This is a genomic window from Longimicrobium sp. (genome assembly GCA_036377595.1).
Taxonomy (GTDB): Bacteria; Gemmatimonadota; Gemmatimonadetes; order Longimicrobiales; family Longimicrobiaceae; genus Longimicrobium.
In genome coordinates, this window is record DASUYB010000089.1 from 235,427 (window position 1) to 249,567 (window position 14,141).

The following is a 14,141-nucleotide window of genomic DNA, read 5'->3' on the forward strand; positions in this document are numbered from 1 at the left end:
AACACATCCTCCTCACCCGTCGCCGAACGTCTCCGCGTCAGTGAGGTGCCAGATGGAGGGGGTGCCGAGCTCGATGCTGTTGCCGGCCGGGTCGCGGAAGTAGATCGATCTCCCCCCGCCCGGCCACTCCTTCTCCTGCTCGATCTCCACGCCCCGCGCGCGCAGGTGCGCCCGCCACCCCTCCAGCTCGCCCGCTGCCGCGGCGAAGCAGGCGTGCCCCGCGCCCGCCGCGCCGTGGCCAGGGATGAATCCCCCCGCCGCCGTCTCGCGCGGGTCGAAGACCAGGAACACGCGCCCGCCGCAGCGGAAGAACACGTGCCGCCCCTCCACCCGCGCGATCCGCTCCAGCCCCAGCACCTCCGTGTAGAAGCGCTCGGCCGCGTCCAGGTCCTCGGCGTAGAGGCAGGTCTCCAGGATCTCGCGGGCGCGCATTGGCCAGTGCGAAGGTGCGAGAGTGCGAAGGTGCGAAAGTCGATCGGCCGCCGGAGGTTGCGTGGCGGCCGATCATCTTTCCCCTACTGCTTGAAGATCTGGATCTCGACACGGCCGGCGGCGTCGATGTGGCCGCGGTACATGCCGCTGGTGTTGAAGGGCCACGCCCAGTTCCCCTGCCGGTCCATCGCGATCACCCCGCCGTCGCCGTTCTGCGCCACCAGCTGGCGCATGACGATGCTGTCGGCGGCCTGCGCCAGCGGCAGGCGCGCGTACTCCACCAGCGCGCAGATCGAGTGCGCCACGGTGTTGCGGATGAAGTACTCGCCCGTGCCCGTGGCCGAGACGGCGCAGGAGCGGTTGTTGGCGTACGTCCCCGCGCCGATGATGGGCGCGTCGCCCACGCGGCCGTAGCGCTTCATCTGCGTGCCGCCGGTCGACGTCCCCGCGGCGAGGTTCCCCGCCTGGTCGAGCGCCACCGCGCCCACTGTGCCGAACTTCCGCTCGTCTGGCACCGACCACGCGGGCTCGGCCATCGCCGTCCCCGTCCCCCGCGCGCGGGCGCTGTCGGCGGCGCGCTGGCGCTCCCACGACCGGCGGCGCGGCTCGGTGATGAAGTAGCCCGGGTCCACCTGCTCGATCCCCTGCTGCCGGCCGAAGAGCTCGGCGCCGTCGCCCACCATCATCACGTGCGGGCTCTTCTCCATCACCGCGCGCGCGAGGTTGATCGGGTTCTTCGTGCGGTGGATCCCCGCCACGGAGCCCGCCGCCAGCGTGGCGCCGTTCATGATCGCCGCATCGAGCTCGGCGTTCCCCTCGGCGTTCAGCACCGCGCCCTTCCCCGCGTTGAAGAGCGAGTCGTCCTCCATCACGTTGATGGCGGCCTGCACGGCGTCGAGGCTGGGCCCGCCGCGCTGCAGCACCGCGTAGCCGGCGCGGAGCGCGCGTTCCAGGCCCGCGCGGTAGGCGGCCTCGCGCTCGGGCGTCATCTGCTGGCGCGAGATGGTGCCGGCGCCGCCGTGGATCACCATCCCCCAGCGCGCGGGCTGCTGCACGGAGCCGGAGCCGGCGGGGAGCGCCGCGGGGGTGGATGCCGGCGCCGGCGCGGGGGGCGCGCACGCCGCCGCGGCCAGGGCCAGGGCGAGGAGGACCGCGGGGATGCGGAGGGACGGATGCGTGCTCATGCCGGTCGCAGGTTCGAGTGTTCCGTTGGGAAGATGACCGTGGGGGCGCCGCGAAGCGCGTGCCGCATGTCCATCAACATCCTTGACCGCGCGCGCCGTGCCCCCCGGATTATGGGGCGCGGAACCGCCGAGGGCCAACCCACCACACCCACCGGATCGGAAACGACAATGCATCCCGACAACGAATGGCTCACCTTCATCGCCGCGCTGCTCTTCGGCGTGGTGGTAGGATGGGTGACGTACCGCACGCTGCGCCACGCCACGGTCACCGGGCTCTCCGACATCGCCACGGTGATCGGCGCGATCGGCGGCGCGGCGATCACCGGCCTGTTCCCGCTGGCCGACGGGGCGTTCAACGGCTACTGCATCGGCCTGTTCCTGGGCTTCTTCCTCTACTTCCGCACCGCGCGCGACCCCCACGCGCCGGCGTGGATGGGTGGGCCGAAGCCCGGCGCGGGCGGCGGCGGCGGCGTGGGACCGCAGCCCGGCCTCGGCCCCAAGCCCGGCGTGCCCGGCGGGCCGCACGCCTGAGCGGCTAGGCGTCGACCAGCAGCTTGAGCCCGGCCAGCGCGTACATCGTGTAGGCCAGCCCCAGCAGGTTTCCCTTGTCGGCCAGCGCCCAGCGCATCTCGCGCAGCGCGTCGTCGGCCGCGGCGCCGCGCACCAGGGCGCCCAGCAACAGGTCGGCGGCTTCGATGGCCACGGGAAGCTGCACGCTGATCTCGGTGCCGATCACGCCGGCGGCGCCCGCGAAGCCGAAGGTGGAGACGAAGTTCAGCAGCCGTCCGGGCTCCAGCTCGAAGGTGTGGCAGCCGTTGACCACCACCAGCGGCCGCCGGTCGAGCCAGACGTCCGGCGGCTGCGTGCGCAGCCACCCCGAGAGCTTGTTGGCGTACACGCGGCGGTTGGGGTCCGCGTCGCCGCGGCCGATCCCCAGGTAGCCGTCGGCGGTGGCCTCGTCGTACCGGCCGTGGCAGAGGAAGTAGACGACCTCGGGCTGCGCCAGGATCTTCTGCACCCCCGGCCAGTCGTCGGCCGGCGGCGGCGCGTAGCGCACCTTCGCCAGGCCGGAGAGCCGGTTCAGGTGGGCCTCGGCCGCCTTCAGCGAGTCGTCGTCCAGCTCCTCGGTGACCGCCGCCACCAGGTCGATCTCCGCCCCGCACTTCACCTTGTCGGTGGTGCCGGGCGGGTCGCGGTCGTCGTCGGCCAGCAGCGCCCCCAGCGGCTGCTCCACGCGGTGGGCCAATCCCCAGAACCCGTAGGGGCAGATCACGTCCATCTGGTGCCACGCCTCGCCCGCGTGCGGGCAGGCGGTGCGCAGCGGCCCGGTGCGGACGCCGTCCTCGCCCCATTCGGCCAGCACGTCGCACCAGCGCACCTTCGCGGGGTCGGCCTCCACCAGCGGGTACTCGTACATCACCGCCCAGGGAAGGACCCAGTTGGCCGCCCCCGTGCGCGCCACCTGCACCACGCCCGCGCCCGCCGCGCGGCGGAACTTCCACTCCCACGTCCGCGCGTCCATCCCCTTCGGCCGGAGGTTGGTGGCCACCATCTCGTACAGGCGGCTCCCCTCGCTGGCCAGGCGGAACAGGTCCATCTGGAACTGGTCGCGGTCCTTGCCGTTGCGCGCGTCCAGCCCCGGGACCGCTTCGTCCACCCTGTAGCTGCCGGGGTCGCGGCGGAAGAACACCTCCATCAGCCGGGCGCGCACCCCGTCCAGCACGGTCCTGGCCTCCCCGGGGTCGAACGGCAGCCAGGCGGGGACGGCGTCGGGGGCGTCCTTCAGGATGATGCGGTGCCCGCCCGCGCCGTCGCCGTTCAGCGCGAGGGAGAGCGACACCGGCACCGCCTCCTCGCGCCCGTCCACGAGCAGCGTGCGGGTGGCGAAGGCGTCCAGGTCGAGGTCGGCGGAGAGCACGTAGTCGACCTCTATGCGGTTGTCGCGCTCCAGCGTCTCGCCCGGCGCCGCCCGCACACCGACCCGGACGATGGCGGACTGCACCAGGTTGCTGCCGAAGTACATGCAGAGCCGCCCCAGCGCCTCCCCGGAGCCTTCATCGACGCTGGCGGGGGCGGTGACGCGCAGCGCCAGCGGTCCCGGCCGCCCGGCCCGTACGCCGTCGACCACCGGGAAGCTCCGGCCGGCACGCGCGGGGAGGAAGATCTCGCCGGTGACGGTGCCCGGGGTGAAGTGCTCGCTGATCAGCACCACCTGGATCGGCCACCCTTCGTCGGTGGGCGGCAGGTGCCGCTCGGGGAAGGTCTTCTTCCCCTTCACCAGCGTCTTCTCCGGGTCCCACGGCGGCCCGACGTCCACGCGCAGCTCGTACTCGCGCCCGGCGCCCAGCGCGGCGCGCGGCGGCAGCACGTCCGCGGCGCCGGGCTCGGCGAAGTTGGCGTTCAGCACCCGCGGCGCCGGACCTCCCCCATCTCCCTCCTCTTTCTCCACCGGCGGCCGCCGCTTCTTCCCGCCGTTCGGCCGGGGGACCTCTTCCTTCTCGTCCGGCTGCAGCGACTCGGCGCCACCACCGTCGTCTCCCTCCGGCTCCACGGCGGACTTGGTCTCTTCGCCATCGACCTCCTCCGTGCCCCGGGACTCCCTGGCGGACTCCGCCTTCTCCTCGACCTCGTCCGGCTCCCCGGCGAACGCCTGCTCGCGCGCGCCCACCCGGGGCTTTCCGGCCGAGCCCTGGACGGGGTGCGCGACGACGATCTCCGGACGGTGGCCGGCGGGGAAGACGGGGATCTCGGGGACCTCGTCGCCCAGGAAGAGCTCCGCCTCCAGCCCGCGCTCGTCGTCGAAGCGGAACGGGCGCGCGGCCTCCTCCAGCGACGTCCCCTCCGCGAGCGACTCGTAGAGCTTGCGGAAGTAGCGCTTCGACGAGAGCGGCGCGTCGGGAATCCGCACCCGCAGCGTGGCCGGGCCGCCCGCGCGCACCACCTCGCGGGCGAACCCGTCCATCTTCGCGGGGGCGCCCTCCAGCACCAGCAGCCCGGTGCCGAGGTCCCTCAGCATCTCCGCCACGTGCTCCGGGTCGGCTTCGGCCAGCGGGGCCGAGGTCACCGTGTGCAGCACCGGCACCGTTCCGCGCGCGTACGCCCTCACGTCGCGCATCCGCAGCACCTCGTGGCGATAGGGGACGATCACCCCCAGCGAGCCGCCGATGATGTCGCGGAGCTTGCGGACGTAGTCGGGGCGGAGGACCGGCCCGGTGATGGCCGACGACAGCCGCCAGGCGCGCTCCTCGCCCAGCAGCTCCAGCTCGCCGTAGCGGCCGATGCGGGTGGCGGCCAGCACCGCCGACGCGCGGCCGAAGCGGCCCGGCTCGGCCATGCGGGTGCGGGAGGGGATGGAATGAACGAGGTACATTGTGCCCTGCCATGAGGATGGAGTCCGCGGCGGGGCCATGCGCCCGGCCGCGGCGACGGGATCACGACGCGGGCGCGATGCGGAGGACGCGGCCGCCCGCGGTGGTGATGTACAGCTCGTGGCTCATGTCCTCGCCGAACGAGGTCACGTTGCCGATGCTGCCGACGTCCCACTGGCGGGGATCGGCGGCCTGCGCGCCGTCCCAGCGGAAGCTGCGCAGCCAGCCGTTGCAGTAGTCCGAGTAGAAGTAATGCCCGCGGACGGCGGGGATGGCGCTGCCGCGGTAGACGTAGCCGCCGGTGATGGAGCACCCGTCGCCGTGCCCGTACTCGGCCACGGGAAGGGTGAGCCCCTGCTGGCTGCAGCTGCCCGCGTTGTAGCAGTGCATCCCCTCCATCAGGTTCCACCCGAAGTTCAGCCCGCCCGTGCGCGCGGAGACGACGTTCACCTCCTCCCACGCGTTCTGCCCCACGTCGGCCACGTACAGCAGGCTGGACGAGGCGTCGAACGAGAAGCGCCACGGGTTGCGCACGCCGTAGATCCAGATCTCCCCCCGACGCCCCGCCTGCCCCGCGAACGGGTTGTCGGCGGGGATGGCGTACGGCTGCGCGCCATCGACGTCGATGCGCAGGATCTTTCCCAGCAGCGCCGCCAGGTTCTGCCCGTTCCCCTGCGGGTCGCCGCCGCCGCCACCGTCGCCCAGCCCCACGTACAGCTTCCCGTCGGGGCCGAAGAGCAGCAGCCCGCCGTTGTGGTTGGCGAACGGCTGGGCGACGCCGAGCACGACCATCGCGCTCTGCGGGTCCGCGACGTTGGGGTCGCCGCTCACGTGGTAGCGGACCACGCGCGTGTCGCCGTTGCGGTCGGTGTAGTAGACGTAGAAGAAGCCGTTGGTGGCGTAGTGCGGATGGAAGGCCATCGACAGCAGCCCGCGCTCGCCGCCCGAGGTGATCAGCGAGGTGACGTCGAGGAAGGGCGCGGCCCGGAGGCTGCCGTTCTGAATGATGCGGATCTTCCCCGTCTGCTCGACCACGAACAGGCGCGGGTCCGACGGCGGGGAGGTGAGGAAGAGCGGATGGTCGAGCCCGCCGGCCACCTCCACCAGGCGGAGGCCGTCGGCGGGAAGCGGCGGCGGATTGGTGTCCGACGGGCCGCCGCGCCCGCACGCGGCGATGAGGAGGAGGACGGCGAAGCGGCTGATCATGCGGACTCCTCGTGGACGTCGTCGTCCGTGCCGGGATCGAGCCCTTCCAGGATCATCCGGGCGTCGTCCTCGCGGTGCCAGGGAACCATCACCCGCGCGCCGAACATGGAGGGGCCCTGGTACCCGGCGCCGAAGATCCCCAGGTGCGCGCCGGTCACGCGCGCGGGGATGCCGGCCTCCTCGAGCGTGGCCGCGGCGAAGTCGGCCTCGAGCACGGCGCCGTACTCCGCGACGATCACCCAGGGTGCGGTTGGATCTGGCATGCTCTCTTGGACTCTCCGCGTCAGCCGGTGTTCCCGGGATCAATGGTAATCCGCCGCGCGTGCGGGGACAAATGGCGGGGTGCAGGGATCGGGCTGCGATGCGGACGTGACGGAACGCCGCCGCGGTTCCCCCCCACCCCCGGCCCCTCCCCCACGAGGGGGGAGGATGGGGGAGGGGAGACCTGATCGCGGGATCGGCTTCCGGTTCGCGGTTGCAGTTGCCGTTCACCTCTCCCAGGCTGTTTTGGGAGAGGTCGAAAAATGGAGATGGGCGAGACGGCTGTTTTTGTCTCGCCCATCTCCATTTTTCGGGTGAGGGCCCTATCCGGGCGAGGCTCGCGCAGGGGCCATGGTGTCAATCACCGTATCGGGCAGCGCGACGGCGGCCGGGCGCGGCGGGAGCAGGTGGGCGATGGAGTTGGCGTAGTAGGCCAGCGCCTGCATCTCCCGCGGCTCGGCGGCGAACAGGCCGTCGCTCTCGCGCGCGAGGTGGCGCAGGGTGAGCATGCGCAGGCCCACCGTCACCGCGTAGTCCATGTCGCTGCGGGGGATGTAGATGCGCGCGCCGGCCGCCTCCAGCTCGCGGATCAGGTCGCGGACGCGCGCCTTCAGCTCCAGCTCGCTGATCGCCGTGGCCGGGTCGCGCACGAACACCGTGGCCACGAGCGAGACGGGGACCACGGGAACGACGTCGCCGACCTCGCGCATCAGCTCGGCGCCGAGCGCCTCGACGGCGGCGTGGCGCTCGTCCTTCCCCATCGTCCTGAAGTCAAGCCCCCGCTCCGCGCAGTACGCGCGCATGGACACGGGTGTGCCGAAGTTGGCGCAGGCGTAGCCGAAGCGGTGCCAGTGCCCGCGCGCCATCAGCCACAGGTTGCGCCCCACGAAGCGGAGCGAGTTCACCGCCGCGGCCATGCGCCCCGCCTTCGGCCGCTCGGGCTGCAGGTCCAGCAGCAGCGTGCGGTCTTCCAGCGTGCGGTCGTAGTTGATGCCGACGGGGATGAACACCAGGTCGCGCTCGCCGTGGGGGTCGAACGCACGGAGGATGTAGTCCAGCAGCCCCAGCTTGGGCCGGCGGAGGCGGCCGTCGCGGCTGAGGCCGCCCTCGGGGTACACGGCCTGGGTCACACCGGCGCTGGTGGCCATCCACACGTAGCGCTCCAGCACGCGGCGGTACAGCTCGTCGCCGCTGTTGCGGCGCACGAAGTAGGCGCCCATCGAGCGGATCAGCGCCTGCAGCGGCCAGACGCGCGCCCACTCGCCCACCGCGTAGCTGAGGGCCGCGCGCTTGCTGGCCAGGTAGCCGACCAGCACGTAGTCCATGTTGCTGCGGTGGTTCATCACGAAGACGACCGTGCTTCCCTTCGCGATCCCCGCCAGCCCGGCCTCGTCGCTGTAGCCGAGACGGACGCGGTAGAGGAAGCGCGCCAGCCGCCGCGCCGCCCAGTAGCCGATGCGGAAGTACAGGTACGCATTGAACGCGGGCACGATCTCGCGGGCGTAGCGGCCCACGCGCTCCATGGCCACCTCGCGCGGCATCCCGCGTTCGCGCGCGAAGGCCTCGGCGGCTTCGAGCACGCGCGGGTCGTACATCAGCCGGTCGATCAGGACCTGGCGCTTGGTGAGGTTGAAGTGGGGGATCTCGATGGGAAGCCGCGTGTTGATCTCCTCGATCACGCGGTTGGTGCGCTGGCGCAGGAACCACCGCACGCTGGGCACCATCAGCCGGTCCAGCGCCGCCCACGCCGCGAGGATCGCGATCAGTACGAAGAGCCACGCGGGGAGGGTGACCGTGCTGGACATCAGGAAACAGGGGACAGGGGACAGCGGGAAACTCAGCGCGAAACCAGCCATCCGCGCCGAATGAGATTCCGCGCCGGCGCAGTCCGCGAAGGCGGACTTCTCGCCTTTCGAGCGGTGGGTTTCTAACCCACCGGAGATGGAGGGCGGATTGCCCGAATGGATATCCCAACTGCTGGATGGCGATCAATCACAGGATAAATCGCCGCGAGAGTAGATCCAACGAAAACGGCGGCGCCCGATCACAAGGCGCCGCCGTTCCCCTGTCCCCTGTCCCTAAATCCTATCTCGTCACCCGCACGTTGCCGGCAAGCAGGTTCATCGGGCCGAACGTGGGCTGGCCGAGCACGCCCGCGTCGACGCCGACGGTGCCGTTCAGCGCGTAGCGGATGGACTGCCCCGTCGCCGCGCGCAGCAGCACGTCGGCAAGGCCGGGGATGTCGTTGAAGTTCACGATGATGTCCAGCGGCACCAGCACGTCGCCGTTGGCCTGCAGCGGAACGCCGAGCGGGAAGTCGACCTGCGCGGCGTTGCGCCCCTCCAGCTGCAGCCCGCCCGCCAGCCGCGCCAGCGTCAGCCCGATGGGATTGGGATTGCGCACCCGCGCGTACAGCCGCAGCGCGGCGCCCCCGCGCGGATTCTGGAAGCTCGGGCCGACCAGCCGCAGCTGCGGCTGCTGCGAGTTGTCCACCGTGAACTGCGGCGCCTGGATCCCCAGCTGCGCCAGCGTGGCGCACCCGGACAGCAGCGGCAGCGCCATCAGCATCACGCCCGCGCGCCTCAGACTCTTCATCGCCATCTCCTCGTCTCCCTTTGTGGAGGTCGAATCTCCAGGAACTTCATCTCCAGGGACTTCGACCGATCATCGCTCCAACCAGCCGGCATCCCCGCGGCCGCGGACGACCCCCTCCCCCGCTTCGCAGGGGCGGGGGAGCACTCAGCGCCGACGCCTGCGTCCGCGCCGAGGTCTCCCCTCCCCCATCCCTCCCCCCGCGTGGGGGAGGGGCCGGGGGTGGGGGGGGAGGCAGGCTGCCCCCGGGAGGCACTCCGCCCCGCGCCGGGGGGATTGCCGTCTCGCACAACCCCATGCGCCGCATCCGCATCCACGCTTCAGCCGTGTGTGCCGTCTCCCTTGCCACAGCCGTGCCACCATCCCGCGCACACCCGATTCTCCCGCGGCGGCGCGGGGTGCCGGGTGGAATGATTGGTGCATCCCCGCGTCGGCTCCCGTCCCCACCCGGCGACATGCGCGCGCCCGGCGGAGAGGACGGCGGAACGGACTGGGACATGGCCGGGGAAGGCACTGAACCGCCTGCTGCGCAAAGGAGGAAACCGGTGGACACGCAACTGACCGGCATGGGAGGGACGCACGCGCCGGCGCTCCAGGAGGTGCTGGACGGGCTGAACGACCTGCTCCAGCTCGACCACGACGCCGTGGCCGCGTACGACGTGGCCATCGCCAAGCTCGAGGACCGCGACCACGCCGACATGATCGCCGGCTTCCGCCGCGACCACGAGCGCCACATCCGCGAGCTGAACGAGCTCGTGTCGCGGCTGGGCGGCACTCCCGTCAACCATCCCCATGCCACCGGCCCCTTCAAGACCGCCCTGCAGGGGCTGGGCGGGCTGGCCGGCGACAAGGGGCTGCTGATGGCCTTCCGCACCAACGAGCTGCAGGTGCGCACCAAGTACGACAGCTACGCCAGCAAGGCCATGCTCTGGCCCCCCGACGTCAAGCGCATCATCGACGGCGCCGCGCTCGACGAGGAGCGCCACTACGCCTGGGTGGCCGGCGTGCTGCAGCGCATGGGCGTGGGCCAGGGCGAGGTCGAGGGCGTGCACTCCATGAACGCCGCGCGCGAGGCCGCCAACGTGGGCCACGGCGTGGTGGAGACGGCGAAGGACGCCGTCGCCGGCGCCGCCTCGGCCGTGGGCGAGAAGGTGAGCGGCCTGGCCGGCGCGGTGGGCGGCACGGTCGGCGGCGCGGCCTCGGCGGTCAGCGAGACGGTGAGCGGCGCGGCCTCGTCCGTGGGCGACACGGTGAGCGGCGCGGCGGGGAGCGTGGCCGACCGGGTGAGCGGGCTGGCCGGCTCGGTGCGCGAGCGAGTGACGGGCGGCGCCGACGCGGTGCGCAACCGCATCGCGGGGCTGCTCGACACCGACGAGGGGCCGCTGGCGGGCGCCCGCGGCTATGTGGACACGGCGCGCAGCGGCGTCCAGTCGGCCGCCGACGGGTTCGAGGGACGGGTGCGCGAGAAGCCGCTCCAGACGCTGCTGCTGGCCGGCGTCGCGGGGTTCGTCATCGGCCGGCTGCTTCGCTAGGGAGAAACCGCAATGGCTGACTACCGACACGACGACGACCGGACGCTTCCGGGCGGACCGGGGATGAACCGCACCCCCGAGACCGACCCCGAGCACCTGATCCCCGAGCACACGCACGCCGCGGCGCCGGGGACCATCGGCGCCAGCTCGACCAGCGACGACCCCGACGTGGTGCGCGGCGAGATCGAGCGCACCCGCCAGCGCATGTCCAGCACCATCGACGAGATCGAGGGCGCGCTGCTGCGCAAGAAGGGCGAGATCCAGGACCGGCTCGACTTCGCCGCCCCGGTGCGCCAGCGGCCGTGGGCCTTCGCCGCGGGCGTGTTCGGCACCGGGCTGGCGCTCGGCTTCCTCACCGGCGGCGGCAGCCGGAGCGACGACGACGGCGACCGCGAGTACGTGAAGATCCCCCGCACGCTGCTGGAGGGGATCGGGGTGGAAGAGGCGGGCTCGTCGGGGAACACCGCCGGGAACGGCCTCGGCGCGGGCGACTGGGAGCTGCGCACGCGCGAGCTGATGCAGGTGGTGGCGCGGCAGGAAGAGGAGATCCGCGACCTGCGCGCCGTCGTCTACGGCCGCGACGACGACCTCGACGCGCTGGCGAACGCGGAGATCGGCGCCCCCGAGTCCATCGGCGAGGTGGAGATCGAGGACGAGTGGGACGAGGACTGGAACTTCAGCGACCAGGGCGACGACTTCCAGGACTTCGAGGCGCTGGGGATGGAGGCCGAGGACGAGGGCGGCTTCAGCCTCGGCAAGCCGCTGGCCGGGGTGATCGCCGCCGGCGTGGCGGGGATCGTGGGTGGGCTGGCGAAGAAGCTCATCGACAACCGCGGCTCCGACGAGCTGGACGTGGAGATCGACCTGGAGCCCCGTCCCCCCGCCAGTGTGGTGGACGACCGCGCGCACCGCTACACCGCCCGCGGCACCGCGGACGTGCGCGAGGCGCTGGCCGCGACGGAGACGGAGCCCTACCAGCCGACGGGGCGCACGCGGATGGAGCGCGAGCGCGAGCGGCACTACGAGGGCACGCTTCGCCCGCCGCAGTACGGCGAGCCGCTGGAGGTGGAGGTCGAGCTGGACCAGGCCGGCTACGTGCCGCGCCGTCCCCGCCGCCGGAGCCTGCGCGCGCCGGAGATGAGCCCGCTGGCCGGCGCCGTGGCCGTGGGCGCGGCGGTCGCGATCAGCGGCCTGGTCGCCCGCCTCCTCCACAACCGCCGCTCGGACGAGATGGACGTCGAGGTCGAGCTGGAGGACCGCACCGGCTACCGCCCGTCCGCGCAGCCGCGCACCGCCTACACTTCGACTCCGCGTTCGACCGGCGAGATGGAGGTGGAGGTCGAGCTCGAGTCGCGCGGCACCACGACCTCGGGCTACACGGCCGCCGATGCGGGCACGCAGCGGGAGCTCGACGTGGAGGTCGATCTCGAACCTCGCGCCGGCGATCCTCGGCCGCGGAGTGACGACCTGGGCGGCAGCGGCACCCAGTCTCCGCCGCTGATGTAAGACGGAGGAGAGGACACGGAGATCTCGATCCCCGTGTCCTCCCTGTTTTAACCCAAACAGCAGGTCTCACGCAGAGCAGCAGAGGCAGCAGAGGTGAGTTCTCCGCTGCCTCTGCTGCTCTGCGTGAGGCAAATCTTTTCCGGATTCGGTGGCACCAGGAGCGCTTACCGGTCCGTCGGATAGTCGAACAACGACACGCCGATCGGGCGGCGCGAGCTGCGGCCGATCTGCGGATCGTCCTCCACCGCGGTGCGGCCCACCGCCTGGCCGGTGCCGATGGAGATCTGGATCGAACGCGGCTTGAAGTCCGGCGCCACCGGGAACGCGAAGTCCAGCCGGTACGTACGCCGCGACCCCGGCGGGAAGGCGATCCGCAGCCCCGCGCCCGCGGCCACCAGGATCGGCGAGTCGCGGCCGAACGGGTCGCCGCCGGCCCACGACTTTCCCGCGTCCACGAACACCGCCGAGCCCAGGTCGAACAGCCGCGGGAACGGCCACGCCAGGAACGCGCGGTGCTCCAGCGTAGCCACCACGCGCCGCTGCCCGGCGTACACCTGCCGCGGATAGCCGCGCAGCCCCGCGCGGTGCCCCAGCGTCAGCTGGAAGGGCACCATCGCGTGCCATCCCCCCGCCGCGTGCGCCGCGGCCACGAACGTGTGCTTGCTGTCGCCCGCGGGGCGCCAGTACGCCCACACATCGCCCTCCCCGAAGATGTCGCGCCAGACGGCGCCGCCGGACCCCTCGAAGTCGCGCTTGGCCTCCAGCAGCAGGCGCGTGCCCGCCAGGATGCCGCCGGGCAGGTCGCGCGCGGCGTTCAGCCCGAAGTCGAACGACAGGTCGTCGCCGTCCGACAGCGCCTCGATGCTGCGCCCCACCGCCGCCTCCAGGTCGGCGCCCAGCTGCACGTCCTCCGCGCCGTGCACCGCGTCGAGCCCGCGCCGCCGGTCGAACGTCACCCGCCGCTGGCCGGCCAGCAGCACCAGCCGCGTGGCCGACACCGGCTCCAGCCCCGGCACCACCCCGCCGCCGGGAAGGAGGGAGACGGGGATCCCCTCCTCCACCGTGCTGAAGGTGTCCTGCGGAAAAGTCCGCCGCTCCCCCGCCAGCGCGAGACCGAAGAGCGTCAGGTTGCCGCGCCGTCCGAACCGCCGCACCACGCCCACGTCCCATCCCGTGCGCTCGACCGGGAACAGCCGCTTGTCGAGCCCGTCGCTGCCCTGCACGTAGTACTGGAAGTTGCGCTCGTCGCGGAAGATGGCCTGCCGCCACGCCCACCGCGCCCCCTCGCCGCGGAAGGGAAACGCGATCCGCTCGCCCCCCGAGAACCCGATCGGCGTCTTCGCCAGCGACACCTCGGCGTCCAGGTGCGTGCCGAAAAGCTGCGGCGTGCCCGCGCGCCCACCGAACACCCGCTCGCCCTGCTGCTGCCGCCAGAACGCCGCGACGCGCGCGCCGCGCCCGGCCAGGTTGTCCTCGCGCAGCTCCACCCCCGTCACTTCGCCCGAGCCCGCGGCCGCCTCGAGCCGGGTCGACCACTCGTCGCGCGTCTCCACGATCACGTCGTAGCTGCCGTCCGGCTGGCGCACGGAAAAGACGTCGGCGTCGGCCAGGTAGCCGGTCGAGCGCAGGATCCGCTCGCTGTCCTCCAGCAGCTCGGGGCGATAGCACCCGCCCTCGTGGAACAGCAGCTCGCGGCGGATCACCGACTCGCGGGTGCGCACGTGCAGCCGGTTGGCCAGCCGGTACGCGTCGGTGAAGCGCTGGTCCAGGTTGGGGTCGCCGACGAGGAAGACGGAGTTGTTGTCGACGAAGATGTTGCCGATGCGCGGGCACCCCGGCGCCGTGTCCCCCCGCGCGACCGCGGCCGAGTCGGGCCGGGGGAGGGTGGAGATGGTGTCGCCGCGCGCCGCCGCGGTGTCGCGCTTCGCGCCGGGGATGGTGTCCTGCGCGCGCGCGGCGGCGGGCGCGCACGCGGCGAGCGCGGCGGCCGCCAGGGCGGCGCGAAGCGGGTTCGATCGGGTCGGCGGCACTCTGGGCCTTGGGCGGAACGAGCGGCCCCG

Annotated in this window: 11 protein-coding genes; 3 read left to right on the forward strand and 8 right to left on the reverse strand. The window is 72.5% G+C overall.

The window, feature by feature from the left end; all coding sequences use genetic code 11:
* Positions 1 to 12: 12 nt before the first annotated feature.
* Positions 13 to 432 (reverse strand): VOC family protein, encoded by a 420-nt coding sequence (locus VF092_13775; protein ID HEX6748360.1) that lies wholly within the window; start codon positions 430 to 432, stop codon positions 13 to 15.
* A gap of 83 nt (positions 433 to 515) precedes the next feature.
* A complete protein-coding gene (locus tag VF092_13780) occupies positions 516 to 1,616 on the reverse strand; it encodes an isoaspartyl peptidase/L-asparaginase (GenBank protein ID HEX6748361.1) in 1,101 nt (366 codons plus the stop codon).
* Positions 1,617 to 1,784: 168 nt separating this feature from the next.
* Here VF092_13780 and VF092_13785 point away from each other — a divergent pair, with 168 nt between their 5' ends.
* Positions 1,785 to 2,147 (forward strand): hypothetical protein, encoded by a 363-nt coding sequence (locus tag VF092_13785; GenBank protein ID HEX6748362.1) that lies wholly within the window; start codon positions 1,785 to 1,787, stop codon positions 2,145 to 2,147.
* 4 nt (positions 2,148 to 2,151) lie between these two features.
* Here VF092_13785 and VF092_13790 read toward each other — a convergent pair whose 3' ends face one another.
* From VF092_13790 to VF092_13810, 5 genes are all read right to left on the reverse strand, one after another.
* The gene (locus tag VF092_13790) at positions 2,152 to 4,950 is read right to left on the reverse strand and encodes a CHAT domain-containing protein (GenBank protein ID HEX6748363.1); all 2,799 of its coding nucleotides are present in this window, start codon (positions 4,948 to 4,950) and stop codon (positions 2,152 to 2,154) included.
* A gap of 97 nt (positions 4,951 to 5,047) precedes the next feature.
* Positions 5,048 to 6,190, reverse strand: a complete 1,143-nt coding sequence (locus VF092_13795; protein HEX6748364.1) for a PQQ-dependent sugar dehydrogenase — start codon at positions 6,188 to 6,190, stop codon at positions 5,048 to 5,050.
* Positions 6,187 to 6,453 (reverse strand): DUF2007 domain-containing protein, encoded by a 267-nt coding sequence (locus VF092_13800; protein ID HEX6748365.1) that lies wholly within the window; start codon positions 6,451 to 6,453, stop codon positions 6,187 to 6,189. The genes VF092_13795 and VF092_13800 overlap by 4 nt, the downstream gene beginning before the upstream one ends.
* A 321-nt stretch (positions 6,454 to 6,774) precedes the next feature.
* A complete protein-coding gene (locus VF092_13805) occupies positions 6,775 to 8,256 on the reverse strand; it encodes a 1-acyl-sn-glycerol-3-phosphate acyltransferase (protein ID HEX6748366.1) in 1,482 nt (493 codons plus the stop codon).
* A 280-nt stretch (positions 8,257 to 8,536) separates the two neighbouring features.
* Complete coding sequence (locus VF092_13810; protein ID HEX6748367.1) at positions 8,537 to 9,046, reverse strand: LEA type 2 family protein; 510 nt, start codon at positions 9,044 to 9,046, stop codon at positions 8,537 to 8,539.
* 542 nt (positions 9,047 to 9,588) lie between these two features.
* Here VF092_13810 and VF092_13815 point away from each other — a divergent pair.
* Both VF092_13815 and VF092_13820 read left to right on the forward strand, forming a co-directional pair.
* Positions 9,589 to 10,575 (forward strand): ferritin-like domain-containing protein, encoded by a 987-nt coding sequence (locus tag VF092_13815; protein HEX6748368.1) that lies wholly within the window; start codon positions 9,589 to 9,591, stop codon positions 10,573 to 10,575.
* Positions 10,576 to 10,587: 12 nt separating this feature from the next.
* The gene (locus VF092_13820; protein ID HEX6748369.1) at positions 10,588 to 12,081 is read left to right on the forward strand and encodes a hypothetical protein; all 1,494 of its coding nucleotides are present in this window, start codon (positions 10,588 to 10,590) and stop codon (positions 12,079 to 12,081) included.
* Between the two features lie 164 nt (positions 12,082 to 12,245).
* Here VF092_13820 and VF092_13825 read toward each other — a convergent pair whose 3' ends face one another.
* Positions 12,246 to 14,111, reverse strand: coding sequence for a POTRA domain-containing protein (locus VF092_13825; protein ID HEX6748370.1), 1,866 nt, complete (start codon positions 14,109 to 14,111; stop codon positions 12,246 to 12,248).
* Between the last annotated feature and the right edge of the window lie 30 nt (positions 14,112 to 14,141).

Coding starts and splice junctions, on each gene's coding strand:
- VF092_13775 (HEX6748360.1), bottom strand. CDS start 432: ATGCGCGCCCGCGAGATCCTGGAGACCTGCCTCTACGCCGAGGACCTG.
- VF092_13780 (HEX6748361.1), bottom strand. CDS start 1,616: ATGAGCACGCATCCGTCCCTCCGCATCCCCGCGGTCCTCCTCGCCCTG.
- VF092_13785 (HEX6748362.1), top strand. CDS start 1,785: ATGCATCCCGACAACGAATGGCTCACCTTCATCGCCGCGCTGCTCTTC.
- VF092_13790 (HEX6748363.1), bottom strand. CDS start 4,950: ATGGCCGAGCCGGGCCGCTTCGGCCGCGCGTCGGCGGTGCTGGCCGCC.
- VF092_13795 (HEX6748364.1), bottom strand. CDS start 6,190: ATGATCAGCCGCTTCGCCGTCCTCCTCCTCATCGCCGCGTGCGGGCGC.
- VF092_13800 (HEX6748365.1), bottom strand. CDS start 6,453: ATGCCAGATCCAACCGCACCCTGGGTGATCGTCGCGGAGTACGGCGCC.
- VF092_13805 (HEX6748366.1), bottom strand. CDS start 8,256: ATGTCCAGCACGGTCACCCTCCCCGCGTGGCTCTTCGTACTGATCGCG.
- VF092_13810 (HEX6748367.1), bottom strand. CDS start 9,046: ATGAAGAGTCTGAGGCGCGCGGGCGTGATGCTGATGGCGCTGCCGCTG.
- VF092_13820 (HEX6748369.1), top strand. CDS start 10,588: ATGGCTGACTACCGACACGACGACGACCGGACGCTTCCGGGCGGACCG.